Raw genomic sequence first — 23,520 nt, forward strand, 5'->3', positions numbered from 1 at the left:
GATTTCGCGCACGCATTCAAGCGCTTTTATCCAATGGGTGAATGACTCGACTGAAAGCTAGACGTATTGCGATGCGCGCTAGAACCGCTCTATCACACCGAATTGGACGCCCGCGACCGGCGCGCCCGGATAGGCAACGGGCAGCCCGGTCACGTTGACGCCGCGCAGCGTGAAGCGCGAGTCGTCGTGATTCGCGAGATAGGCGGCGCTGAAATACAGCAGCAGCGTCGGCGACATGCTGTATTCGAATGCCGCGCTGAACTGGTCCGCGCTGCCGCCAGGCGTCGTGTAGTCGCGCACGTGCGCATAGCCGAGCGAGGCACGCGCATTGGTCGAAAAACTGTACTGCGCCGACAGCGAGCCGCCCGCGCCGTGATAGACCGGTGTGCCGCCATCGCCGTTGAAAAAGGACAGCCACACGCGCAGCTTGCCGAAGGCGTAGTTCGCGCCGCCGAGGTTCGCGCGCAGCGCGCCGGCACCGTGCGTCTGCTGGCGCGCGTACAGCAGATGCAGGTGGTCGAGCCGATACGACGCGCTCACGTAATAACCGTCGATGCCGTTGCCGTCGGCCTCGGACGGATCGCGCATCGCCATCATCAGCGTCGCACTGAAGCCGGCGATGCGCGGCGACAGATACGCAACCGCGTTGTTCGCATACGGCGTGATCTTCGACAGATTGTTGAGCCCCGAGGCGATCGTGCCGGCGCCGAACGCGTCGAGATCGCCCTTGAACGGGATATAGATCGGCGAATACTGACGGCCGACGCGCAGTTCGCCCCAGCTGCCGCTCGCGCCGATCCATGCCTGACGATTGAAGATCGAGCCGGGCACCTGCAAGCTGCCGTCGGTCGAGCTGAAGCCGTTTTCGAGCGTGAACACGATCGCGTTGCCGCCCCCGAGCGGTTCCGCGCCATGCAGCCCGACCCGCGAGCCGCGATACGCGCCGGAGTCCATGCGCGCGACCCAGCCCGAACCGGGGTCGGTGATTTCGACGCTCGTATCGATCACGCCATACAGCGAGACGAAGCCGGTGTTGATTCCTGAGGCGGTGCCGGTGCCCGTATCGATGTCGGTGACGGCGGCTGCGCCGTGCGCATAGAGCAGAAGCGCGCCACCTCCCCAAACCGCTCTCGCGCCGACGCTGATCGTCAAGGCTTCGCGGACTGTGTTCAGCAGGCAAGCCATGGCGTGACGCAGGATGAGTTCCTCCTCGAACACATCGATCGGATATACCGCGAGCGAACTTACCACGTTCGGGCGAACCCGTGCGCACCGTCCAGTACGCTCGCGCACATCCCTACGATGCAAGCGCGCGCCAGCGTCCGCGACTGGAGGACGGCGATGCAGGAGTCGCCGCGGCCCGTGTGCGGCGCCGTGCCCGGGGCACCACCTTTTTCCCGCGCCGTGTGGTTTTTCGCGCGACGAATTCTTTTGACCAGGGGAAACCCGTATAATCCTCAAGACGTCAGACAACCTGCGTACAATCGCCGGCAGCCTGACCGCGATCCGCCGTGCAGCGTCCACCCCGAACCGCCTTCTGCCCGATCCGTGAATTCCACCGCCCCCGCCAGTTCCGCCGCCGCCGCCCCCGCCCTGCCGTTTCGTCACGCGCTTTACGCGATGCTCGGCATCGGCCTCGTCAACATGCTGGTCGCGCTCGACCAGACCGTCGTCAGCACCGCGCTGCCGTCGATCGTCGCCGAGCTGCACGGCTTCGAATATTTTGCGTGGATCGCAAGCGCGTACCTGCTCGCCTCGGTCGTCACGGTGCCGGTGTTCGGGCGGCTCGGCGACTACTTCGGCCGCAAGCGCTTCGTGATCGCCGCGGTGATCACGTTCACGGTCGCGTCCGTGTTGTGCGGCCTCGCCAACAGCATGCTGTTTCTCGCGATCGCGCGCGGACTGCAAGGCGTTGGCGGCGGCATGATGGTCGGCACCGCGTTCGCGTCGATTCCCGATCTGTTCCCCGACCCGCGCACCCGCGTGCGCTGGCAGGTCGTGCTGGCCGCGGCCTACGGCATCGGCACGGCGGCCGGCCCGTCGCTCGGCGGCTGGATGAGCGAGCACCTCGGCTGGCGCTCGACGTTTCTCGTCAATCTGCCGGTGGGCGCGGCGGCGCTCTATTTCATCTGGATGCATCTGCCGAATTTCCGGCGGCCGCATGACGGCGAAGTAAAGATCGACTGGCTCGGCGCGGGGCTCGTCGCGGGCGTGCTCGGCGGCTTGCAGGCGTTTATCGAAGCGGTGCCGAAGCACGGCCTCACCGTGGGCAATCTCGTGCTCGGCGCGTGCGTGATCGCCGGCGCGATCGCACTCTTCAGGTGCGAAAAGCGCGCCACGCATCCGATCGTTCCGCTCGATCTGTTCAAGGACGCGCAGCTCGTCACGCTATTCACGCTCGGCATGCTGTCCGGGTTCGTGATGTTCTCGCTGATCTTCTTCGCGCCTTTGCTGCTGCAAGGCGGCTTCGGTCTTTCGCCGCAGCAGGCCGGCCTGCTCGCGACGCCGATCGCCGCGTGCATCGCGCTCGGTAGTGTGGTGAACACGCGCATCGTGATTCACATGAAGAAGCCCACGCGCATTCTGACGATCGGTTTCGCGCTGCTGATGTTCGCGTCGATCGCGCTCGCGTTCGCCAATCCGGACACGCCGCACTGGCGCATCGTGCTGCCGATGGGCGCGGTCGGCATCGGCCTCGGCTTCATCCTGAACAACCTGAACGTGTTCGGCCAGGAGATCGCCGGACGCGAGCGCTTCGGCATCACGACCGCGCTATTGCAATCGACGCGCATGGTCGGCGGTATGCTCGGCACCAGCATCGTCGCGACTGTCGTGCAGCATCACTATCGCAACGTCGTCACGCGCACGATGAGCGTGCTCGGAGAGCCGGCCTCATCGCAATGGCGGCCGCGTTTCGTCGATCTGCGCATCCTGATCGACGAAGCGTCGCGCACACAGCTGATTGCGGATATGAAGAAGTCGGGACTCGATACGCTCGCGCTGATCGATAGCGCACGCGACGCGCTCGTGCAGTCGATTCATATCGGTGTGTGGCTGACGGCGGTGGCATCGCTCGCGGCCGCGCTGCTGGTGCAGCGGATTTCGCATGTGGTGTTTCGCAAGAGCTGACAAGTGGCCCGATGATGGCCGCCGACATCCGCGGTGCGGCTATCTCGCACCGTGCAATGCAAAAGGAAACAAAAAAGCCTGGTGAACCGCATCTTTCGTGCGGCCCGCCAGGCTTTTTGATTGAGTTAAATCGTCCTTAACGCACGAGACACGGCCGTTTGTTGTCGAACTTCCAGTTCGGAATCAGATATTGCATGGCAATGCCGTCGTCGCGCGCGCCGAGGCCGTGCTGCTGATACAGCTCGTGCGCCTTCTCGAGCGCATCCATATCGAGTTCGATGCCGAGCCCCGGCTTCTGCGGCACCTTGACCTTACCGCCGACGATCTGCAGCGGATCTTGCGTCAGGAACTGACCATCCTGCCAGATCCAGTGCGTATCGATCGCGGTGATCTTGCCCGGCGCCGCGGCCGCGACGTGCGTGAACATCGCGAGCGAAATGTCGAAGTGGTTGTTCGAATGCGAACCCCACGTGAGGCCCCAGTCGTTGCACATCTGCGCGACGCGCACCGAGCCCTGCATGGTCCAGAAATGCGGATCGGCGAGCGGAATATCGACCGATTGCAGCTGGATGGCGTGACCCATCTGACGCCAGTCGGTCGCGATCATGTTGGTCGCCGTCGGCAGGCCGGTCGCGCGACGGAACTCGGCCATCACTTCGCGGCCCGAATAGCCGTTCTCCGCGCCGCATGGATCTTCCGCGTAGGCGAGAACATCGTGCTTGTCACGGCACAGGCGCACCGCTTCCGCGAGCGACCATGCGCCGTTCGGGTCGAGCGTCACGCGCGCTTCGGGGAAGCGCTCGGCGAGTGCCGTGACCGCTTCGATCTCGGCGTCGCCTGGCAGCACGCCGCCCTTCAGCTTGAAGTCGTTGAAGCCATAGCGCGCCTTCGCGGCCTCGGCAAGACGCACGACCGTCTCCGGCGTCAGCGCTTCCTCGGTGCGCACGCGCTCCCAGTCGTCACGCGCGCCGACGTTGTTCGCGTACGGCAGATCGGTCTTGTTGCGATCGCCGATATAGAACAGGTAACCAAGCATTTCCACTTCGTCGCGCTGCTGGCCTTCGCCGAGCAGTGCCGCGACCGGCACGCCGAGATGCTGCCCGAGCAGGTCGAGCAGCGCGGCTTCGAGCGCGGTCACCGCGTGAATCGTCGTGCGCAGGTCGAAGGTCTGCAGGCCACGCCCCCCAGCGTCGCGATCGGCGAACTGCGTGCGCACCTTGTTCAGGATCGCCTGCAGATTGCCGATCGACTGACCGACCACGAACGGCCGCGCGTCGTCGATCGTCTTGCGGATGTTCTCGCCGCCCGGCACTTCGCCCACGCCGGTATGGCCCGCGCTGTCGCGCAGAATCACGATGTTGCGCGTGAAGAACGGACCATGCGCGCCGCTCAGATTCATCAGCATGCTGTCGCGACCGGCGACGGGCACGACGCGCAGTTCGGTGACGACCGGCGTGGCGTTCGATTCGGTAGGTTTGGTGGACATGGGAAAAGCACCTGTGTGATGAAGTAGGCCGGCCGGCGGAAGCCGCCGCGCGCTGCGTGCGTGTTCGACCGGACCGGATGAGAACTCGAATACAGAAAAATCGACGGCCGCATACGAGCCGTCAGTGTAGTCAATGCGTGTTGCCGTGCAACGAATCGGGCAACGGTTCGCGATTGCCGGGCTTGTTGCGCGTCAGGAAGCCGGCCGCCGCCGCGAGCAGCGACGCGACGCCGAGACCGTACAACCCGCCCGTGATCGAGCCCGTGTGTTGCTGCAGATAGCCGAAGGTGGCCGGCGCGAAGAAGCCGCCGAGGTTGCCGAGCGAATTGATCAGCGCGAGCACGCCGGCGGCGACGCGCGCATCGAGGTAGCCCTGCGGAATCGGCCAGAACAGCGACGACGCCGCCTTGAAGCCGATCGCCGAGAAGCAGATCGCGACGAACGAGAACACCGGGTTGCCCGACGTCGACGCGAACAGACCGACCGCCGCGATGACGAGCGCGACCGCGAGCCAGCCCTGCTGATGTCGCCATTTCGCCGATACGACCGCGAACCCGTACATCGCGACCATCGAGATCAGCCACGGAATCGCGTTGAACATGCCGACCTCGAAGTCGGACAGGCCGCCCATCTTGCGGATGATGGTCGGCAGCCAGAAAGTGGCCGCGTAGATGGTCAGCTGGATCGCGAAGTACAGGAAGCAGAACAGCGCGATTTGCGGGTCCTTCAGCAGCTTCACCGTCGGCAGATGCGCGCCGCCTTGCGCTTCGCGCTCGCCCTGTTCGGCCGCGATCGATTGTTCGAGCACGCGCTGTTCTTCGGCCGTGAGCCAATGCGCGTCGCGGATGCGCGACTTCAACAGCAACCAGCTGACGACGCACAGCGCGATCGAGAACGCGCCTTCGATCAGGAACATCCACTGCCAGCCTTGCAGGCCGAGGCCGCGAATCGACAGCAGCGAGCCGGTGATGGGACCGGACAGCACCGACGCGAGCGCCGAGCCCGACAGAAAGATCGCCATCGCCTTGCCGCGTTCCTTTTGCGGCAGCCACTGCGTGAAGTAAAAGACGACGCCGGGAAAGAAGCCCGCCTCGGCGACGCCGAGCAGGAACCGCAGCACGTAAAACGACGTGTCGTTCCAGACGAACGCCATTGCGCCCGCCACCAGCCCCCACGTGCCCATGATGCGCGTGAGCCAGGCGCGCGCGCCGAACTTCTGCATCAGCACGTTCGACGGCACTTCGAACAGCGCGTAGCCGATGAAGAACAGCCCGCTGCCGAGCCCGTAGGCGGCCGCGCCGATGCCGAGATCGGCCTTCATGTGCGCGTTGACGAAGCCGATGTTCACGCGGTCGATATAGTTCGCGATGAACATGATCAGGAAAAGCGGCAACACGTTGCGCTTTACCTTCGCGACTGCCGATCCCAGCGGGTCGAGCGCGGTGGTCAGAACTGATGTCAAGTTGTGTCTCCTGTCGGCCCCGAGGCCTGATGGAACGCAGCGCGGCGCACCCGGTGGGTGCAAGACCCTGCTCTACGCCTGATATGTTGTCTGACGACAGTCTACCGCGTTACTTTTGTCAAATCCAGTGGGGTGTTTACCCTGTGGTTCCAGAGTGAGCGCCTTGAAAGACCGGCAGATTCAAAGGTTCATAGCCCTGTTGACTAACCCGCAATCCGCCTCGAACTAGGACGTCTGATGTCTACAATTGACAGACTGTCGTCTGCAGCCCATGCGTTTGCGCAAATGTCCGCCTCATCCCCGCCCCCAACCGCGCATCCGCACGCAAAAAATAGCCCGCGCCGATGCCGCCGAACGCGGCAGAATCGAGTACAGTCCTGTGCGATACTTTGCAGGATCAGTCAACCAGCCACAAAAATGAGCAGCCTAACTGAAAAGGTGGTGGCCACCCTTTCCGATGAGATTCGCCGCGGGGCGCTGAGGCCAGGCGACCGCATCCCCACCGAAGTCGCGATGATGAAGCAGCTGTCCGTGAGCCGCTCCGTGGTCCGCGAGGCGATTTCGCGTCTGCAGGCAGAGAGGATCGTCGAGACGCGCCATGGCATTGGCACGTTCGTGCTCGCGCCCGCCGCCGAAAAGCCGATGCAGCTTCCCGCCGCCGATCTCACCAGCATGCTCGACGTGATGGCGATCATCGAGTTCCGGATCGACGTCGAAGCGGCCGCGGCCGCGCTCGCGGCATCGCGGCGCACCGAGCAGAACCTGAAGCAGATCCGCACTGCGCTCGATCGATTCGAGTCGGAGCTCGAGCGCGGCAGCACCGACACGCTCGCACACGACATCGAGTTCCATTTGCAGATCGCGCGCGCGAGCGGCAACCGCTATTTCTTCGACGTGCTGAGCCAGCTCGGCCGCTCGGTCAGCCCGCGCACCCGGCTCGGTTCGGCCGAGATCGCGGAGCTAGACCATATCGAGGTGTTGCGCAGCGTGCTCGGCGAGCATCTGATGATCTATCGCGCGATCGAGCGTCAGGATGCCGACGACGCGCGCGCCGCGATGCGCATGCATCTGAGCAACAGCCGCGAGCGACTGCGCCGCGCGCATGACCTGACGAAGGCTGGCGTGTGATCACATGCGGGGCCGAGCGGCCGCTCCGCAATACGACACGCCGCCGGCAATGCCCTCACTGCCCCACGTCGAGATCCATTAACGCCGAGCTCAGCGATTTGCCATGCGCGTCGAGCGCGAGCGAACGCGTAACGCCGCCGCCGAGCGCGTCGCCGAGCACGAAGTTGAATGCGGCAAGGCCCGGCAACTCATGGCGCACCACCTCGCCGCGCACCACATCGCGCAGATGCGTCTTGACGCGCTCGGGCGTCAGCACATCGCGCAACCGCTCGTAATGCAGCGCGTCGTAGCAGATCACCGAGATATTGAGCGTATTGCCCTTGTCGCCGGTGCGCGAGTGGGCCAGTTCTCGTAGTTTCATCTCAAGCCTCCATCAGCGAGAAAGCCGGCGCCGCATACTCGCGCGGCAGCAGCACCGATTGCACCGCGACCACCTCGCGCGCCGCCTTCGTCACGCCGCCGCCGCCCGCCGGTCCGTTCGTGTACAACGTCTCGACCTCGTTGCCGATGCGCAGCGCCTGCGCGAGCGACGCCGTGCGTCCCGCCACCCGGGCGCGCACTTCGTACGGCTCGCCATGACCGGCCGCCACTGCGTCACCATGCAGTGCGTTCACGCCGATCAGATCGAAGCGCAACTCGCGCGTCTGCACGCCGGTCAGCGCGAGACGCTCGCGCACGATATCGAGCGCGAGCCGCGCCCGCGCGAGCGCGCCGGGTCCGCCGTACGAAATCTGCCCCTCGCCGATATAGCCGTCGAAATACGCAACCGACACTTTCAACGTCGCGGTGCGCTCCGTGCCGCCACCGCCGGTGACGCGCACCCGGTCCACGGCTTCCTGCTCGACGCGCACCTGCGAGAAATCGGCGACCACGTCGGGCTGCAGATAACGACGCGGATCGTGGATCTCGTAGAGCAACTGCTCCTTGCAGGTCGCCTCGGTCACGAGCCCGCCACTTTGCGCGAGCTTCGTGATCACCACTGAACCGTCCCGCGCAACTTCGGCGATCGGAAAGCCGAGCCGCGCGAGATTCGGCACGTCCTTGAAACCGGGGTCCGCGAAATAGCCGCCGGTGATCTGCCCCGCGCATTCGAGCAGATGGCCGATTACCGTCGCCTGGCCGAGCATCGGCCAGTCGTCCATGCGCCAGCCGAATTCGTGGATCAGCGGCGCGACGAACAGCGACGGATCGGCGACGCGCCCGGTCAGCACGATCTGCGCGCCGGCCGAGAGCGCCTCGACGATGCCGCTCGCGCCGAGATACGCATTGGCCGATATCAGCCGGTCCGCGCACGCGGCCACCGCCTCGCCCGATTCGACGAAATGGAAGTCGCCCGCGCGCACGACGTCGAGCACGTCGTCGCCGGTGACTGCGGCAATCCTCAGGCCGCCGAGACCCAACTCGCGCGCGATCTGCGCGGTCCGGCGCGCTGCCGCGAGCGGATTGGCCGCGCCCATGTTCGACACGATACGCACGCCGTTGCGCGCCGCGACGGGCAGCACCGCGCGCATGCGCGCTTCGAGCAGCGGGTCGTAGCCGAGCTCCGGGTCCTTGCTGCGCGCCTGCTGCGCGATCGCGATCGTGCGTTCGGCGAGGCATTCGAACACGAGATAGTCGAGCTGGCCGTGTTCTGCGAGTTCGAGCGCGGGTTCGATACGGTCGCCCGAATAGCCCGCGCCCGCGCCGATGCGCACGACGCGTCGAGGTTCAGTGGCTGTCATGGTGCTCCCGTTCCTTCAGTGAAGCTCACAGTGGAAAGATCCCGAGCACGACGCACGCGATCGTCATCACGACCGACGCGCCGAACAGCAGGGGAAACGTGAATCGTTGATGATCGGCCAGATCGATACCGCACAGCCCGACCACGAGGAACGTCGCGGGCGTGAGCGGACTGACCGGAAAACCGGTGGTCATCTGTCCAAGCAACGCGGCCTGACCGACGTGCACCGCCGGCACGCCGAGCTGGCCGGCCACTTCCGCGATCACCGGCAGTACACCGAAATAAAACGAATCGGGATCGAACAGCATGCTGAGCGGCATCGACAGCAGGCCGAGCACGATCGGAATATGACTCGCCATCGCCGGCGGCACGAAGCCGACGGCCGCCTGCGCCATCGCCTTCAGCATGCCGCTGCCCTGCATCACGCCGGTGAACACGCCGGCCGCGAGCAGGATGCCGGCCATCATCAGCGCGGCGCGCGCATGCGCGTCGATCCGTTTGCGCTGCATGTCCACATTCGGATAGTTGACCATCAATGCGATGCACAGGCCCACCATGAACATGATCGCCGGCGGAATCTTCTCGCCCATCACGACCATCGTGCCGAGCACGACGAGCGTCAGCACGATGTTGAACCAGAAGTTTTGCGGGCGGCGCAGCGCCTGTTGTTCCGGCGTCAGTTCGCGTTGGGGCATCGGCACGGAACCGCTCGCAGCGTTGAGACCGAGGCGCTTTTCCTCGCGCCGCCCGAGCCAGTACGCCATCGAGAACACAAATACGAGGCCGATCGCCTGCACCGGAATAAGCGGATTGAACAGCGCCGAGATCGGCAGATGCAGCGACGCGGACGCGCGAATCATCGGCCCCGTCCATGGCAGGAAATTGATGCCGGCCGCCATCGATACCGCCGCGGCGAGCACGCGCCGGTCCATCTTCAGGCGGTCGTAGAGCGGCAGCATCGCCGGAATCGTGACGAGAAAGCAGACGGCGCCGGAGCCGTCGAGGTGGATCAGCAGCGCGAGCAGCGTGGTGCCCATCACGATGCGCGTGGGCCGTGTGCCGACCGCGCGCAGGATGCGCTCGATGATCGGGTCGAGCGTACCGGCGTCGGTGATCGTGCCGAAGTACAGGATCGCGAAGACGAACATGCAGACGACGGGCGCGAGGCTCTTGAGGCCATCGACGACGAACTTGCTCGTCTGCAAGCCGAAGCCGCCGAGCAGCGAGGCCGCGAGCGGCACGATGATCAGCGCGACGAGCGGCGACATGCGTTTGGACAGGATCGCGCCGAGCAGCACGACGATGGTAGCCAGCCCCAGCAATGGCAGCATGAGCTTGTCTCCAGGTTGTTTTTTAGTGTGATCGAGCGTAAGTTCGGGGCAGCAATAATGCAATTGAAATGAATTGATTGCAGCAATCACAAATCATCATGGATCTGAATCTCCGGGACATCCGCGCGTTTATCGCGGTCGCGCAAACGGGCAGCTTCACGCGTGCGGCCGCGCGGCTGCATCTGTCGCAACCGGCGTTGACGGTGCAGATTCGCCGGCTCGAGGAAACGGTCGGCCTGCGCCTGTTCGATCGCAACAGCCGCAACGTCGCCCTGACGCCGACCGGCCGCGAGCTGCTGCCCGTGCTGCAGAAATCGCTGCACGACATGGAGCACGTGCTGCTCGACGCGCGCGCGCTCGGCGAAGGCGGGAGCGGCACGGTGCGCATCGCGTGTCTGCCGACCTTCGCGGCGAGCGTGCTGCCCGAACTCGTGCAGGCGCTGAGAAAAGCCGTGCCGCGCGTCGGCTTCGAGGTGCGCGATGTCGTCGCGAGCATGGTCAACACGTTGGTGCGCAACGAGGAAGCCGATATCGGACTGACGGGCGGCGAGCTGAACGATAGCGGGCTCGAGGTACTGCATGCGGGCATCGACCGGCTCGTCGCCGTGCTGCCGAAGCAGCACGCGCTCGCGCGGCGGCGCCGGCCCGTCACGCTCGCCGATCTCGCCAGCGAGCCACTCGTGCTGACCGCGCAGGGCACGAGCGTGCGAGCGGTCGTCGACAGCGCGTTCGCCGACGCGCAATGTGAGCCGCGCATCGCCTGCGAACCGACCTACATGATGAGCGCGGTAGCGATGGCGCGCGCCGGGCTCGGCATCACGATCCTGCCGGCGTCGGCGCGCGAGGTGCGCGCGGAGCCCGAGCTGGTCGCGCGACCGATCGACGAAGCCGCGTTCACGCGACGCATCGCGCTGATCAAAAAGCGCGGCCGAACCTTGCCGCCGGTGACCGAGACCTTCGTCGCGATGCTGATCGAACGGCTCGGCGCGTCATAGGGCCGCACAGCGTCGTTTGTGCGCTTCGCGCGCAGCCCCTAATTTTCACGATACGAAACGATGCCGCGCGTCGTAAAAAATCATGTTGCGGGGCACAAAGCGGCCATTTCACGATGCCCGGCGGCGTTGCACATCGCAAAACGGATCGCACAAGCCTTTGTTTTTACAAGAATATTTTTAATATAAAGACCGGTTCGACGCCCAATTGCCCGCCGATTCGCTGACGTAGACTCTTTCACAAGAGCACGCGCTTCACGCAGTCGGATTCGAGGGGCCTCACGACACGGCCACCCAAATCCCGCAGATTGCGAAGAAGCCGTCACGAATCGCGGCTTTTTTTATTGGAACTGGGAGACTAAAAATGAAAGGCTTTCGCTTTGGTTCGACGCAGGGAGCGTTCTACATTCTGCCGGGTCAGGACGGCTGGGAAGCCACCTACGGCAACGAAACGCTCGGAGAATTCTCGAGCCCGCAACAGGCCGCCGACGACCTCGCGCGCGGTCTGAGCTGCGAGCATCTGTCGGAGCTCGACACGTCGACGCTCGAAATTCCGGAGAAGCTCGCCGATTGGGAAATCGTTCACGTATAAGGACGGGCATGACCGACGGCGACGTAGCAGTGACAGTAGAAACGACAATGGCGCCCGAAGGCGCCATTGTCGTATTTGCGGTCCTGCTTGCGGCTTTGTCCGCGGTTGTACTGCGTGCTTACCGCGCGGCTTTCGGGGCCAGCGCAGGTGCGGCCGCGGCGCTTACCGCATCAGTCGCCCGCGCGAGTTCAAGCCACCGAATCGACGATTGCGTTCAGCGTCGCGCTCGGGCGCATCGCCTTGCTAGTCAGCTCGACGTTCGGACGGTAGTAGCCGCCGATATCCACCGGCTTGCCCTGCGCCGCGCCGAGTTCCGCGACGATCTTCGCCTCGTTGTCGGCCATCGCCTTCGCGACGCCCGCGAACTGCGTCTGCAGCGCGGCATCGTCGGTTTGCGCGGCCAGTGCTTCGGCCCAGTACATCGCGAGGTAGAAGTGGCTGCCGCGATTGTCGATACCGCCGATCTTGCGCGCCGGCGACTTGTCGTTGTCGAGGAACTTGCCAGTCGCCTGATCGAGCGTGTTCGCAAGAATCTGCGCCTTCGGGTTGTGATACGCGGTGCCCAAATGCTCGAGCGATGCGGCCAGCGCGAGGAATTCACCGAGCGAATCCCAGCGCAGGAAGCCTTCCTCGACCAGCTGCTGCACGTGCTTCGGCGCCGAACCGCCCGCGCCGGTTTCGAACATGCCGCCACCGGCCATCAGCGGAACGATCGACAGCATCTTCGCGCTGGTGCCCAGTTCCATGATCGGGAACAGGTCGGTTAGGTAGTCGCGCAGCACGTTGCCGGTGACCGAGATCGTGTCCTTGCCGGCGCGGATGCGCTCGACCGAGAACTTCGTCGCTTCGACCGGCGTCATCACGCGGATGTCGAGACCGTTCGTGTCGTGATCCTTCAGGTACTGCTCGACCTTCCTGATGATCTGCGCATCGTGCGCGCGCGCCGCGTCGAGCCAGAATACGGCCGGCGTGTTGGAAGCGCGGGCGCGGTTCACCGCGAGTTTGACCCAGTCGCGGACCGGCGCGTCCTTGGTCTGGCACATACGGAAGATGTCGCCCTGTTCCACCGGCTGCTCGAGCAGCACCGCGCCGGCTTCGTCGGTGACGCGGACCACGCCGTTCGCCGGGATCTGGAACGTCTTGTCGTGTGAACCGTATTCTTCGGCGGCTTGTGCCATCAGCCCGACGTTCGGCACCGTGCCCATCGTGACCGGGTCGAACGCACCGTGCTTCTTGCAGTATTCGATCACCGCCTGGTACACACCGGCGTAGCAACGGTCCGGAATCACCGCCTTCGCGTCGTGCAGCGCGCCATCGGCGCCCCACATCTTGCCCGACTCGCGGATCATCGCCGGCATCGATGCGTCGACGATCACGTCGCTCGGCACGTGCAGGCTCGTGATGCCCTTGTCCGAGTTGACCATGGCGAGCGGCGGACGCTGTTCGTACTGCGCCTTGATGTCGGCTTCGATCGCCGCGGCCGTTTCAGCCGGCAGATCCTTCAGACGCGCGTACAGGTCGCCGATACCGTTGTTCGGGTTGAAGCCGACCTTGGCCAGCGCTTCCGCATGCTTCGCGAGCACGTCCTTGTAGAACACCGACACCACGTGACCGAAGATGATCGGGTCCGAGACCTTCATCATCGTGGCCTTCAGGTGCACCGAGAACAGCACGCCGTTCGCCTTCGCCTCGGCGATCTGCGCTTCGATGAAGCTGCGCAGCGCGTTCTTGCTCAGCACCGACGCGTCGATGATTTCGCCTGCCTGCACCGGCGTCTTCGCCTTCAGGACCGTGATCGTGCCGTCGGCGGCGGCCAGTTCGATCTTCACGCTACCGGCCTGCGCGACCAGCGCCGACTTCTCGCTGCCGTAGAAATCGCCATCGCTCATGTGCGAGACGTGCGACTTCGAGTCCGCGCTCCATGCGCCCATTCTTGTGCGGATGCTTGCGCGCGTAGTTCTTCACCGACAACGGCGCGCGCCGGTCCGAATTGCCTTCGCGCAGCACCGGGTTCACCGCGCTGCCCTTGATCTTGTCGTAGCGGGCCTTGACGTCCTTCTCGGCGTCGGTCGTCGCGACGTCCGGGTACGACGGCAGCTTATAGCCCTGGTCGCGCAGCTCGGCGATCGCGGCCTTCAACTGCGGCACCGACGCGCTGATGTTCGGCAGCTTGATGATGTTCGCTTCCGGGCGCATGGTGAGTCCACCGAGCTCCGCCAGATCGTCGGAAGCCTTCTGCTCCGCGCTCAGGTAGTCCGGAAATGCGGCAATGATCCGGCCGGCGAGCGAGATGTCGCGCGTTTCGACGAGCACGTCGGACGAGCGCGTGAACGCCTTGACGATCGGCAGCAGCGAGTACGTCGCCAGTGCGGGCGCTTCGTCGGTCAGGGTGTAGATGATCTTCGGCGGTGTGGACATGATTAATGCTTTGCTAGGAAGTGATAGACAGAGCGTTGGCAGTCGAAGCCAGCGCAAATCGTGGCGCGACGGCGACGGCGTCAGTTCGGCACGACGCAACCCCGCGACCTTCGTTTTGCGATACGACCGAGAGTATATGCGCGTTTTCCACTAAATGTGACTAGACAAACAGGTCGCGAGACCCCACCCAAACGGGTCGATCCATGACTGGCAAGGGTTTGCGGCCGATTACCCCGGTCTTAAGACAGATATCTTATAGATGACTTGCGGGATATTATTTTTGGATGAATGCGAATTGGTCGCATTGACGCGCCGCAAATGCCCCCACCGAGCCGTGACTGCTGCCCTCCAGCGGACGACGCCGCGGGTAGTGATGGGCGGCTGCCGAAGAGTGTGACTCGGATGCCGGCGGCGCAGTGATGGGGTCGCTCGCCGCGGATTGGTTTAGTTCGTATCGTCTTTCCCGTCATTCCAGAATCGTTTGAAGTCGGGCGAGCGCGTCCTCGACTACCTCGGCCGGAGCGCGCTCGACTTTGCGTGCGCCGCGGGCCTCGAGGTCCAGAGTGCGCACCATATTCACCAGAGCCACCCCCTGAGTCTCTGTTCCCGAACCCGAGAGCGGTACCGCGAATCCAGCGTATCGAGCGAACTCCCCCCCCTGCGTGATCGGCGCAACGAGCGCGACCCCAAGAGCATTGAATGCGGCAGGCGACAAAACCAGCGCGGGACGGAAATCGCCTTGCTGCTCCTTGCCAGGCGTCGGATTCAGGCTCACGCGCACGATATCGCCGCGCTCGAACTTGATGCGCCTTACCATGCTTCGCGCCCCGCCGGCTTGACTTCACTCCAGACGTCGAGATCGGCTGGCAGTGGCGCCTTCGGATCGCACTGCGCGACGAGTTCATCCAGTGAATACTTGCGACGCGCAGGCGTAAGCAACACCCCATCGGGGCGCACGTCCGCGTTCAGCGAACTGCCCACCGACGCATGAATTTGCTCCAACAACACGGCCGGCAACCGTACTGCAGCGCTGTTGCCCCACTTCTGAATCTTGAGTTTCATATCCCAGCTCCAAATGTATATCCATTGTAGATACGCACAGCGAAAACAGCAAGTCGCCCGTATCTACATTGACTCTACATTTGGACCTTGAAATCGCCTGTTAGTCGGCGAAGAAAAGAACCCAAACCTAAACGAGGCAACCAGCCCGCCGCCGCAACGACGCACCAGTCGCCCACAACGACAACCCTGCTTATTGCCCGCGTCCCAGAAACTCCCCCACCATCCGGTTGAACTTGTCCGCATGCTCCCACTGCGCCCAATGCCCGCAGCGGCCGAACACATGCAGATCGGCGTTCGGCATCCCGGCAACGAGCCGCAGGCCGATGTCCATCGGCACGAAACGATCGTCGCGCCCCCAGATCACGAGCGTCGGCGCGGTTACTTCGCCAAGGCGCGGCCCGTAGTCGTTGAACTGCTTCGGATTCGCGGCGAGGCTCGCGACGAAGTTCTCGAGGTGATCGCGGCGCGCCAGCATGTTCGCGAGGCGCGCTTGCATCAGGTCGTCGGTCAACGCCTTCGTGTCGAACACGAAGACGCTCATCATGCGCTGCAGGTTCTCGATGGTCGGGTTGCGGTACAGCCCTTGCAGCAGCTTGATGCCTTCGGTCGGCATCGGCACGAACTGGCTCGGGCCGCCGGTGCCGCCGCCCATCAGCACGAGCTTGCCGACGCGTTGCGGCTCGGCGAGCGCGAACGCGACCGCGCTATGCCCACCCATCGAGTTGCCGATGATATGCGCGCGTTCGATATCGAGCGCATCGAGCAGCGCCTTCAGGCAGCGCGCATTCAGTTCCGAGCGCGAGCCCTTGCAGACGATCGGGTCGCTCTTGCCCCAACCGAGGCAGTCCATCAGGATCACGCGATAGCCCGCCGCGACGAGCGGCTCGACGTTCCGATTGAAGTTGGCCCAGCCGGTCGCGCCCGGTCCCGAGCCGTGCAGCATCACGACCGTTTTCGCACCCTGCCCCACGTCGTTGTAGTGAAGCTGCATCTCGCGGCCGTCTTCGGTGATGCGGACGAATCGGCTGGTCGCTTCCTCGGTGATCGCCGCTGCTTGCGTGTTGGTGTTGCTCATGTCGAATTCCTTTGTTTCACGGATTAAGTGACCGCGAGTCGCCGTTGACGGCGGACCCGCGCGGTATTTCGGGCTGCAAAGCTATTGCGCGGCCACCGGGGTATAACGAAGTGTCGAGCGATTCACGACGAGCCACGCGCCAATCGCGGCGAGCGCGATCAGCGGAATGCTCGCGCCGAGCAGCACGCTCGCACCCTGACCGATCGCGAGCAGTTGCCCCGCGATCAACGGTCCGAGGATCGAGCCGAGACGGCCCACCGCCACGGCCGCGCCGACGCCGGTGCCACGCACTTCGGTCGGGTACAGGCTGCTCGCCAGCGCATACAACACCGACTGGCCGCCGACCAGGAACAGCCCCGCGAGCAGACCGCCCCACGCCATCGACGTGCCGCCATTTGCGCTCAGCAACGCGCCAAGCGCAACGACGATGCCGACATACATGCCCGCGACCGTGCGGCGCCGGCCCATCCGGTCCATCATGCCGGCGATCACGATCGCGCCGATGCCGCCGCCGATGTTGAACATCATCTGTACGACACCGGACTGCACGCGCGTCAGACCGCGCGTCAAGACGAGCGACGGCAGCCAGTTGATCAGGAAATACAGCACGATCAGCGTGCCGAGATAGCTGATCCACAACGCGATCGTCGTGCCCGCGCGCCCTTCCCGCCACAGCGCGTGCGTCACGCTAGCCGACGCATCGCGTCGCGCGCCTTTGGTTGCACGCGCCGCGACGAACTGCGTCGACTCGCGCAGGAACAGTGCAAGCAGCGGCAGCACCAGCAACGGCCCGAAGCCGCCGACGTAGAAGATATGCCGCCAGCCCGCGTCGCCCGGACTGATGATGCCGACCACCGCCGCGAGCGCCGCGCCGAACGGCATGCCGCAATACATGGCGCCGACCGCGGTGTTGCGCTGATGGGGCGGCGCCGCTTCCGAGCACAGCGCGATCAGATTCGGCATCGCTGCGCCAAGACCGAGGCCGGTCAGAAAGCGCGCGGCGAGCAGGCTGTTCAGGTCCCACACCTGCGCGGTCGCGAGCGAGAAGATGCCGAATAGCGCGACCGACCACATCAGCACGCGCTTGCGCCCGAGCCGGTCGGCGAGACGTCCGCCGATCGCGGCTCCTGGCAGCAGCCCGAACGCGCCGATGCTGAACGTCCAGCCCATCTGCGCGACCGCGAGATGAAATTCGCGCGCCATGCGCGGTGCCGCGAGGCCGGTCGATTGCAGGTCCACGCCTTCGAGCAGCGCGACGATCAGGCAGAGCCCGATCGTCAGCGCGCCGTCGGCAAGAGGTTTCGTCGACTGTGTTGTTTGCGTTGCTTGCGTTGACTGCCGCATAAAAGTCTCCAATGTTGAGTCAGCGTCGCTCTTACGGCGACCTTGCTGGATGAAATGAACGCTGCGCGCGCGGCATGCGGCGCCGCCGCGCAGCGTCCGGGTCATGAAGCCACTGCGTCGGTTGCGTGCGCGCGCTTCAGATCCAGTGCCACGTCGACGATCATGTCTTCCTGGCCGCCCACCATGCGGCGCTTGCCCAGCTCGACGAGAATGTCCACGGTCTTCAGGCCGTATTTCTTCGCGGCCACTTCCGAGTGGCGCAGGAAGCTCGAATACACCCCCGCATAGCCGAGCGCGAGCGTTTCGCGATCGACGCGCACCGGCCGGTCCTGCAGCGGACGCACGATGTCGTCGGCGGCGTCCATCAGCGTGTAGAGGTCGGTGCCGTGATTCCAGCCCATGCGCTCGGCCGCCGCGATGAACACTTCGAGCGGCGCGTTGCCCGCGCCGGCGCCCATGCCCGCGAGCGATGCATCGATACGGTCGCAGCCCTCTTCGACCGCGACCATCGAGTTGGCCACGCCCAGCGACAGGTTGTGGTGCGCGTGCATGCCCGTCTGCGTTTCGGGTTTCAGCACCGCCTTCACCGCGCGGAAGCGGTCACGCACGTCGTTCATCGTCAGCGCGCCGCCCGAGTCGACCACATAGATGCAGGTCGCGCCGTAGCTCTCCATCTTCTTCGCTTCGATGGCGAGGTTCTCCGGCGTAGTCATGTGGCTCATCATCAGGAAGCCGACGGTGTCCATGCCGAGTTCGCGCGCGTATTCGATGTGTTGCTTCGAGATGTCCGCTTCCGTGCAATGCGTGGCGACGCGCACCACGCGAGCGCCCGCGTTGTAGGCGGCCTTCAGATCGTGGATCGTGCCGATGCCAGGCAGCAGCAGGGTCGCGATCTGAGCGTGCTCGACCACGTCAGCCACCGCTTCGATCCATTCGAGGTCGCTGTGCGCGCCGAAGCCGTAGTTGAAGCTCGAACCCTGCAGGCCATCGCCGTGGGCAACTTCGATGCTGTCCACCTTTGCGCGGTCCAATGCGCGTGCGATGTCCTGCACGTTCTGGATCGAGTACTGGTGACGAATGGCGTGGCTGCCGTCGCGCAGCGTCACGTCGGAGATATACAGTTTCTTGTCCATGCGGGAAGTCTCCTTAAGCCTCTGATGCCTGCACGAGCGCCTGCGCCATGCGCTCCGCGGTCGCGAGCGCGGCCGAAGTCATGATGTCGAGATTGCCCGCATACGCAGGCAGATAGTGCGCGGCGCCTTCCACCTCGATGAAGACCGAGGTCTTCAGACCGCTGAACTTGCCGAGGCCCGGAATGTTCAGCGGCGCGCTCGCGCTGATTTCGTCGAACTGCACCTTCTGCTTCAGGCGATAGCCCGGCACGTACGCCTGCACCGCGGCGGCCATCTGCTCGATCGACTGCTCGACCTTGTCGAGGTCGGCCAGCTCCGACAGCGTATAGACCGTGTCGCGCATCATCACCGGCGGCTCGGCCGGGTTGAGTACGATGATCGCCTTGCCCTTCGCGGCGCCGCCGACCACTTCGATCGCCTTCGAAGTCGTCTCGGTGAACTCGTCGATGTTCGCGCGCGTGCCTGGGCCCGCTGACTTGCTGCTGATCGACGCGACGATCTCCGCGTAATGCACCTTCGCGACGCGCGACACGGCCGCGACCATCGGAATGGTCGCCTGTCCGCCGCACGTGACCATGTTCACGTTCGGCGCGTCGAGATGCGTGTCCAGATTGACGACCGGCACGCAGTACGGGCCGATCGCCGCCGGCGTCAGATCGATCACGCGAATCGAGGGCTTCAGCTTTCGCAACAGCGCATCGTTCTTGACGTGTGCGCCGGCCGAGGTCGCGTCGAACACGAAGTCGATGTCGTTGAACACGGGTAGACGCGTCAGACCTTCGACACCATCATGCGTGGTCGCGACGCCAAGCCGCGCGGCGCGCGCGAGGCCGTCGGAGTTCGGATCGATGCCGACCATCGCCGCGACTTCGAGATGCTTGCCGTGACGCAGGATCTTGATCATCAGATCGGTGCCGATGTTGCCCGAGCCGATGATCGCGGCCTTCAGTTTTTCGCTTGCCATATGAGTTCCCAATCGAGTGCTTGCGAGTGCATGTTTTATGCGGAAAAAGTCGCGCGGACGCTGCCGAGACCTTCGATCTGCGCGCAGTAGGTGCCCGGCTCCTTGACGGCGACCATCGGGCCCAAAGCGCCCGTCATCAGCACGTCGCCGGCACGCAGCGGCGTGCCGAGCCGGACCATGCGATCCGCGAGCCAGGCGGCGGCATTCAGCGGATTGCCGAGACACGCGGCGCCATTGCCGCGCGACAGGACTTCCGCATCCTTCGATAGCGTCATTGCGCAGGCCGCGAGATCGATATCGCGCAGTAGGACCGGCCGGCTGCCGAGCACGAAGCGCGCGCTCGACGCGTTGTCCGCGACCGTATCGACGAAACGGATGTTCCAGCCTTCGATGCGGCTGTCCACCACTTCGATCGCCGCGACCGCACACGCGGTTGCGCGCATCAGATCGGCATACGTGTGGCGCTCGTGCAGCAGATCGTGTTCGAGCACGAGCGCGATCTCCGCTTCGACCTTCGGCTGGATCAGCTCGTCCAGCGGAATCGGCTGGCCGTCGCCATACGCCATCGATGCGAACAGCGCGCCGAAGTCAGGCTGGTCGACACCGAGTTGACGCTGCACCGCCGGCGACGTGAGTCCGATCTTGCGGCCGACGACGCGCTCGCCCGCCGCGATGCGCGCGGCCACGTTGGCCTGCTGCACCGCGTACGCGAGCTCCTCGGCGTCGGCCGGGTACGACAGTTCGACGAAACGCGGGTCGTCGCGCAACGGCGCGATGGTCGCGCGCGTACGTTCCGATTCGCACAGGCGCAGGGCCAGCGCGTCTATATTGCTTTGAGTGGTCATAGCGGGTTCCTGATTCGGTTAGACGTGGGCCGTGACGGGTCGCGCGTGCATCGCGCCAAAGCCCGCGATCCATTCGGGGATCGGACGGTAGTAATCGAGCGACGCGTGATACGGGCCGCTCGCGTTCAGTGCGCCGAACGCGGCGATCCACGTGCGGATTTCGTGCGCGGACTTGCCGGCCTCGCGCGTGATCGCGCGGTTGGTCAAACCGTCGAGCGCGGTGAGTTCGCCGTCTTCGAGCAGCTTCAGGAACGCGCGATCCCATTCCGGATTGAGCGGATGCAGACGGCTGTCGCCCGCGGCGAACGCGCGCGCCGCCGCGATCGTGCGCGCCTCACGCGCCGCACGCGATTCGGCCGACGGATTGCGGCCCGCGATCAGACGCTCGGCGACTTCCTCGCTCGCGCCCGCGAGTTCCGGCACCGGCGGCTCGTGCGAGATGCCGCCCGAGCCGATCACGAGCACGCGTTGCTTCGAGCGTGCGAGCGCTCGACCCAACGCATCGCCGAGCAGACGCGCGCGGCGGCATGAAGCCATCGGCGCGGCCACCGAATTGATGAATACCGGCACGACCGGATATCGATCGAGGCCCGCCCGTCAGGATCTCCAGCGCTTGCGCGCAACCGTGATCGACCTGCATGCGGTACGAGACGGCGACGTCGACGTCGCTCGCGAGCACCGCTTCGGCAAGGTCGAGCGCGGTATCGGCGGGCACCTCCAGCGGACCGGCGAGGCTCTTGAAGTCGCCGATCGCGCTCGCCGATGCGCCGATGCAAAACGGCGGCATCACGTCATAGAAGAAACCGTTGTAATGATCGGGCGCGAACACGACGACCAGTTCGGGATCGAACTCGACGACGCGCGCACGCGCTGCCGCATGCACGCGCTCGACTTCCGCGACGACTTCGGGCGCGGGATCGTAATAGCCGTGCAACGGCGTGTGCGAAAGGCATTCGAGCAGCATCGGCATATCAGGCTCCGGCGGTTGCAGCGGTGGCGAAAGTGGCGACGGCATCGGGCGCGAACGCTGCTTCGTTGCCAGAACCGGCCACGTCGGCCCGCCCCGCCACGTCGAGATGCAGCTGCCGCGCGAGTTCGACGACGAGTTGCGACACCTGCTGCGGCGAGCCCATGCCCGCGACGAAACGATCGGGACGCAACAGCACGACCGATTCCGGCACTCGCGTGAACCAGTCCTTCAGCCGCGTGTTCACATCGCCGATCGCGATGACGTCTTCTGGCACGTCGTCATGGAAAGACAGCTGCGTGTCCGGCTTCGCGACCACGAAGCAGCCGCCGAGCCGCCGCCAGATCGCACGCGCCTGCTCCGACAAACCGAAGGTCGGTTCCGCGCCCCAGCCGACGATCGCGAAGCGGTTGCCGAGCACGTCGTCGAGTCGCACGACCTCGCCGCTCTCCGTGCGCACGCACGGTTGAATGAACATGCGGCCGACCGGCGAATGACAATGCGGGTCGCGTCCATACACCAGACGGCCGAGCCGCGACTCGCGTTTCTCGCTCATCAGACCGAGCAGGCGGCCCGGCGCCGAATGCCCCGAGCGTTCGAGCACGCGCGCGAGCCAGCCACGCTTGCGCGGCGTGCGCGCCAGCAATACGACGCCGCTTTCATAGCGTGGCATCGGCTTGAAACGCATTTCGACGAAGTAGCGCTTGACCGCCGGGAACCAGTTGAACGTACGCGCGAACGCGTCGCGAAACTTGATGCCGAAGCGGCTCGTCGGCGCGAAGATGTCGCCCGCGACCTCAGAGAGGTGGATCATCGAGCGCGCATGCGAGCGGCGCTCGGCGGTGTAGCTATCGAGCAGCGCATCGCCGGCGACCCCCTTGACCACCATCGCGAGTTTCCAGCCGAGGTTGCTCGCGTCGCGAATACCGCTGTTGTAGCCCTGGCCCTGCCACACCGGCATGATGTGCGCGGCGTCGCCGGCGAGCAGCACGCGCTTCACGCGGAAGCTGCTCGCGAGGCGCGCGTTGTGCGTATAGACGCGCTTGCGGATGTAGTCGACCTTCTCCGGCTCGGCGACGACCTTGCGGATCAGCGCGGCCATGTTCTCCGGCTTCGACAGCTCTTCCTCGGTCTCGCCCGGCATTACCATGAATTCGAAGCGGCGAATCCCGTGCGGCAGCGCGGCCGACACATACGGGCGCCGCGGATCGCAATGCATGTACACGTGCGGCGAGCCGATCGGGTCGTTGCGCACGTCGACGACGATCCACTGATTCGGTTTCGTGCGGCCCTCGAACGGCACGTCGAGGGTGCGGCGCACGAAGCTGTTGCCGCCGTCCGCACCGACCATGTACGACGCGCGGATCGTGCGGCGGCCGCTCTGCGCGTGTTCCGCTTCGATCGTGACGCCGCTGCCGTCCTGCGTGAACGAGTCGACCGTGTGGCCGAACAGCACCTCGACGTGCGGGAAGCGTTGCAGGCCGTCGCACAACACGCGATCGGCCAGCGGCTGAATGAACGCGTTGCGGCGCGACCAGCCGAATTCGTCGGTGCGCGGCTCGATCGATGCGAAGCAGTGACCGTTGCTCGTGACGAAGCGCATCCAGTGATCGGGGGTCGTGTGCGGCAGCAATGCATCGGCGAGGCCGACGGACTGAAACACGCGCAGCGCTTCGTCATCGAGGCCGATTGCGCGCGGATAGTCGATGATCCCGTCGAGCTTTTCGATCAGCACGACGCGCACGCCCTGCAGGCCGAGATAGTTGGCGATCATCAAACCGACCGGGCCGGCGCCGATGATCGCGACGTCGGTGGTGAGGGGTCCACTGTGGCCTTGCGCGGCCACCGGGTCGAGCGGTTGGGGCATGTTGT

At 65.0% G+C, this 23,520-nt stretch carries 18 protein-coding genes and 2 pseudogenes; 4 read left to right on the plus strand and 16 right to left on the minus strand.

Features of this window, described 5'->3' with window-relative positions; translation table 11 throughout:
- Positions 1–78 precede the first annotated feature (78 nt).
- Complete coding sequence (locus OKW40_RS28730) at positions 79–1,251, minus strand: porin (protein WP_429492949.1); 1,173 nt, start codon at positions 1,249–1,251, stop codon at positions 79–81.
- Between the two features lie 369 nt (positions 1,252–1,620).
- Here OKW40_RS28730 and OKW40_RS28735 point away from each other — a divergent pair, with 369 nt between their 5' ends.
- Positions 1,621–3,129 carry an MFS transporter gene (locus tag OKW40_RS28735; RefSeq protein WP_429493958.1) on the plus strand — a complete coding sequence of 503 codons (1,509 nt, stop codon included), beginning with the start codon at positions 1,621–1,623 and terminating at the stop codon, positions 3,127–3,129.
- A 136-nt stretch (positions 3,130–3,265) separates the two neighbouring features.
- Here the strand turns inward: OKW40_RS28735 and gudD are convergent, their stop codons facing one another.
- A complete protein-coding gene (gene gudD / locus OKW40_RS28740; protein WP_429492951.1) occupies positions 3,266–4,615 on the minus strand; it encodes a glucarate dehydratase in 1,350 nt (449 codons plus the stop codon).
- A gap of 130 nt (positions 4,616–4,745) precedes the next feature.
- The gene (locus OKW40_RS28745; RefSeq protein WP_429492953.1) at positions 4,746–6,077 is read right to left on the minus strand and encodes an MFS transporter; all 1,332 of its coding nucleotides are present in this window, start codon (positions 6,075–6,077) and stop codon (positions 4,746–4,748) included.
- A gap of 417 nt (positions 6,078–6,494) precedes the next feature.
- Between OKW40_RS28745 and OKW40_RS28750 the strand changes: the two genes are divergently transcribed.
- A complete protein-coding gene (locus tag OKW40_RS28750; RefSeq protein ID WP_184024710.1) occupies positions 6,495–7,205 on the plus strand; it encodes a FadR/GntR family transcriptional regulator in 711 nt (236 codons plus the stop codon).
- A 55-nt stretch (positions 7,206–7,260) separates the two neighbouring features.
- Here OKW40_RS28750 and OKW40_RS28755 read toward each other — a convergent pair whose 3' ends face one another.
- The 3 genes from OKW40_RS28755 to OKW40_RS28765 are packed head-to-tail and all read right to left on the minus strand — an operon-like array spanning position 7,261 to position 10,256.
- Complete coding sequence (locus OKW40_RS28755; protein WP_184061648.1) at positions 7,261–7,566, minus strand: AtuA-related protein; 306 nt, start codon at positions 7,564–7,566, stop codon at positions 7,261–7,263.
- Position 7,567: 1 nt separating this feature from the next.
- Positions 7,568–8,926, minus strand: coding sequence for an acyclic terpene utilization AtuA family protein (locus tag OKW40_RS28760; RefSeq protein WP_429492954.1), 1,359 nt, complete (start codon positions 8,924–8,926; stop codon positions 7,568–7,570).
- Positions 8,927–8,951: 25 nt separating this feature from the next.
- Positions 8,952–10,256 carry a CitMHS family transporter gene (locus tag OKW40_RS28765; protein WP_184024701.1) on the minus strand — a complete coding sequence of 435 codons (1,305 nt, stop codon included), beginning with the start codon at positions 10,254–10,256 and terminating at the stop codon, positions 8,952–8,954.
- A gap of 98 nt (positions 10,257–10,354) precedes the next feature.
- Here OKW40_RS28765 and OKW40_RS28770 point away from each other — a divergent pair, with 98 nt between their 5' ends.
- Positions 10,355–11,251, plus strand: a complete 897-nt coding sequence (locus tag OKW40_RS28770) for a LysR family transcriptional regulator (RefSeq protein WP_187610565.1) — start codon at positions 10,355–10,357, stop codon at positions 11,249–11,251.
- Between the two features lie 361 nt (positions 11,252–11,612).
- On the plus strand, positions 11,613–11,840 hold the full coding sequence (locus tag OKW40_RS28775; RefSeq protein WP_013092475.1) for a hypothetical protein: 228 nt from the start codon (positions 11,613–11,615) through the stop codon (positions 11,838–11,840).
- 188 nt (positions 11,841–12,028) lie between these two features.
- Here the strand turns inward: OKW40_RS28775 and OKW40_RS28780 are convergent.
- The 10 genes and pseudogenes from OKW40_RS28780 to OKW40_RS28825 all read right to left on the minus strand — a co-directional run bounded on the left by OKW40_RS28780 (position 12,029) and on the right by OKW40_RS28825 (position 23,515).
- Positions 12,029–14,258: pseudogene (locus tag OKW40_RS28780) on the minus strand (NADP-dependent isocitrate dehydrogenase).
- A 466-nt stretch (positions 14,259–14,724) separates the two neighbouring features.
- Entirely contained in the window at positions 14,725–15,075 is a 351-nt protein-coding gene (locus OKW40_RS28785) for a type II toxin-antitoxin system ChpB family toxin (protein WP_184046355.1), read from the minus strand.
- A complete protein-coding gene (locus OKW40_RS28790) occupies positions 15,069–15,320 on the minus strand; it encodes an AbrB/MazE/SpoVT family DNA-binding domain-containing protein (protein ID WP_429492957.1) in 252 nt (83 codons plus the stop codon). The genes OKW40_RS28785 and OKW40_RS28790 overlap by 7 nt, the downstream gene beginning before the upstream one ends.
- Before the next feature lie 190 nt (positions 15,321–15,510).
- Positions 15,511–16,395: an alpha/beta fold hydrolase gene (locus OKW40_RS28795; protein ID WP_429492959.1), complete on the minus strand. Its 885-nt coding sequence runs from the start codon at positions 16,393–16,395 to the stop codon at positions 15,511–15,513.
- Positions 16,396–16,476: 81 nt separating this feature from the next.
- A complete protein-coding gene (gene mhpT, locus OKW40_RS28800; RefSeq protein ID WP_429492961.1) occupies positions 16,477–17,739 on the minus strand; it encodes a 3-(3-hydroxy-phenyl)propionate transporter MhpT in 1,263 nt (420 codons plus the stop codon).
- A 101-nt stretch (positions 17,740–17,840) separates the two neighbouring features.
- On the minus strand, positions 17,841–18,872 hold the full coding sequence (dmpG, locus tag OKW40_RS28805) for a 4-hydroxy-2-oxovalerate aldolase (protein WP_187610570.1): 1,032 nt from the start codon (positions 18,870–18,872) through the stop codon (positions 17,841–17,843).
- 13 nt (positions 18,873–18,885) lie between these two features.
- Positions 18,886–19,836 (minus strand): acetaldehyde dehydrogenase (acetylating), encoded by a 951-nt coding sequence (locus OKW40_RS28810; protein WP_184046345.1) that lies wholly within the window; start codon positions 19,834–19,836, stop codon positions 18,886–18,888.
- Positions 19,837–19,871: 35 nt separating this feature from the next.
- Positions 19,872–20,681: a 2-keto-4-pentenoate hydratase gene (locus tag OKW40_RS28815; protein ID WP_429492964.1), complete on the minus strand. Its 810-nt coding sequence runs from the start codon at positions 20,679–20,681 to the stop codon at positions 19,872–19,874.
- An 18-nt stretch (positions 20,682–20,699) separates the two neighbouring features.
- Positions 20,700–21,651: pseudogene (locus OKW40_RS28820) on the minus strand (3-carboxyethylcatechol 2,3-dioxygenase).
- Between the two features lies 1 nt (position 21,652).
- Positions 21,653–23,515, minus strand: a complete 1,863-nt coding sequence (locus OKW40_RS28825) for a bifunctional 3-(3-hydroxy-phenyl)propionate/3-hydroxycinnamic acid hydroxylase (protein ID WP_429492965.1) — start codon at positions 23,513–23,515, stop codon at positions 21,653–21,655.
- Between the last annotated feature and the right edge of the window lie 5 nt (positions 23,516–23,520).

The organism is Paraburkholderia sp. RAU6.4a (assembly GCF_050435625.1).
GTDB lineage: Bacteria > Pseudomonadota > Gammaproteobacteria > Burkholderiales > Burkholderiaceae > Paraburkholderia > Paraburkholderia tuberum.

Bases quoted from the DNA above. Each gene is read 5' to 3' on its own strand.
- OKW40_RS28735 (WP_429493958.1), top strand. From the start codon at position 1,621: ATGCTCGGCATCGGCCTCGTCAACATGCTGGTCGCGCTCGACCAGACC.
- gudD (WP_429492951.1), bottom strand. From the start codon at position 4,615: ATGTCCACCAAACCTACCGAATCGAACGCCACGCCGGTCGTCACCGAA.
- OKW40_RS28750 (WP_184024710.1), top strand. From the start codon at position 6,495: ATGAGCAGCCTAACTGAAAAGGTGGTGGCCACCCTTTCCGATGAGATT.
- OKW40_RS28755 (WP_184061648.1), bottom strand. From the start codon at position 7,566: ATGAAACTACGAGAACTGGCCCACTCGCGCACCGGCGACAAGGGCAAT.
- OKW40_RS28760 (WP_429492954.1), bottom strand. From the start codon at position 8,926: ATGACAGCCACTGAACCTCGACGCGTCGTGCGCATCGGCGCGGGCGCG.
- OKW40_RS28765 (WP_184024701.1), bottom strand. From the start codon at position 10,256: ATGCTGCCATTGCTGGGGCTGGCTACCATCGTCGTGCTGCTCGGCGCG.
- OKW40_RS28770 (WP_187610565.1), top strand. From the start codon at position 10,355: ATGGATCTGAATCTCCGGGACATCCGCGCGTTTATCGCGGTCGCGCAA.
- OKW40_RS28775 (WP_013092475.1), top strand. From the start codon at position 11,613: ATGAAAGGCTTTCGCTTTGGTTCGACGCAGGGAGCGTTCTACATTCTG.
- OKW40_RS28785 (WP_184046355.1), bottom strand. From the start codon at position 15,075: ATGGTAAGGCGCATCAAGTTCGAGCGCGGCGATATCGTGCGCGTGAGC.
- OKW40_RS28790 (WP_429492957.1), bottom strand. From the start codon at position 15,320: ATGAAACTCAAGATTCAGAAGTGGGGCAACAGCGCTGCAGTACGGTTG.
- OKW40_RS28795 (WP_429492959.1), bottom strand. From the start codon at position 16,395: ATGAGCAACACCAACACGCAAGCAGCGGCGATCACCGAGGAAGCGACC.
- mhpT (WP_429492961.1), bottom strand. From the start codon at position 17,739: ATGCGGCAGTCAACGCAAGCAACGCAAACAACACAGTCGACGAAACCT.
- dmpG (WP_187610570.1), bottom strand. From the start codon at position 18,872: ATGGACAAGAAACTGTATATCTCCGACGTGACGCTGCGCGACGGCAGC.
- OKW40_RS28810 (WP_184046345.1), bottom strand. From the start codon at position 19,836: ATGGCAAGCGAAAAACTGAAGGCCGCGATCATCGGCTCGGGCAACATC.
- OKW40_RS28815 (WP_429492964.1), bottom strand. From the start codon at position 20,681: ATGACCACTCAAAGCAATATAGACGCGCTGGCCCTGCGCCTGTGCGAA.
- OKW40_RS28825 (WP_429492965.1), bottom strand. From the start codon at position 23,515: ATGCCCCAACCGCTCGACCCGGTGGCCGCGCAAGGCCACAGTGGACCC.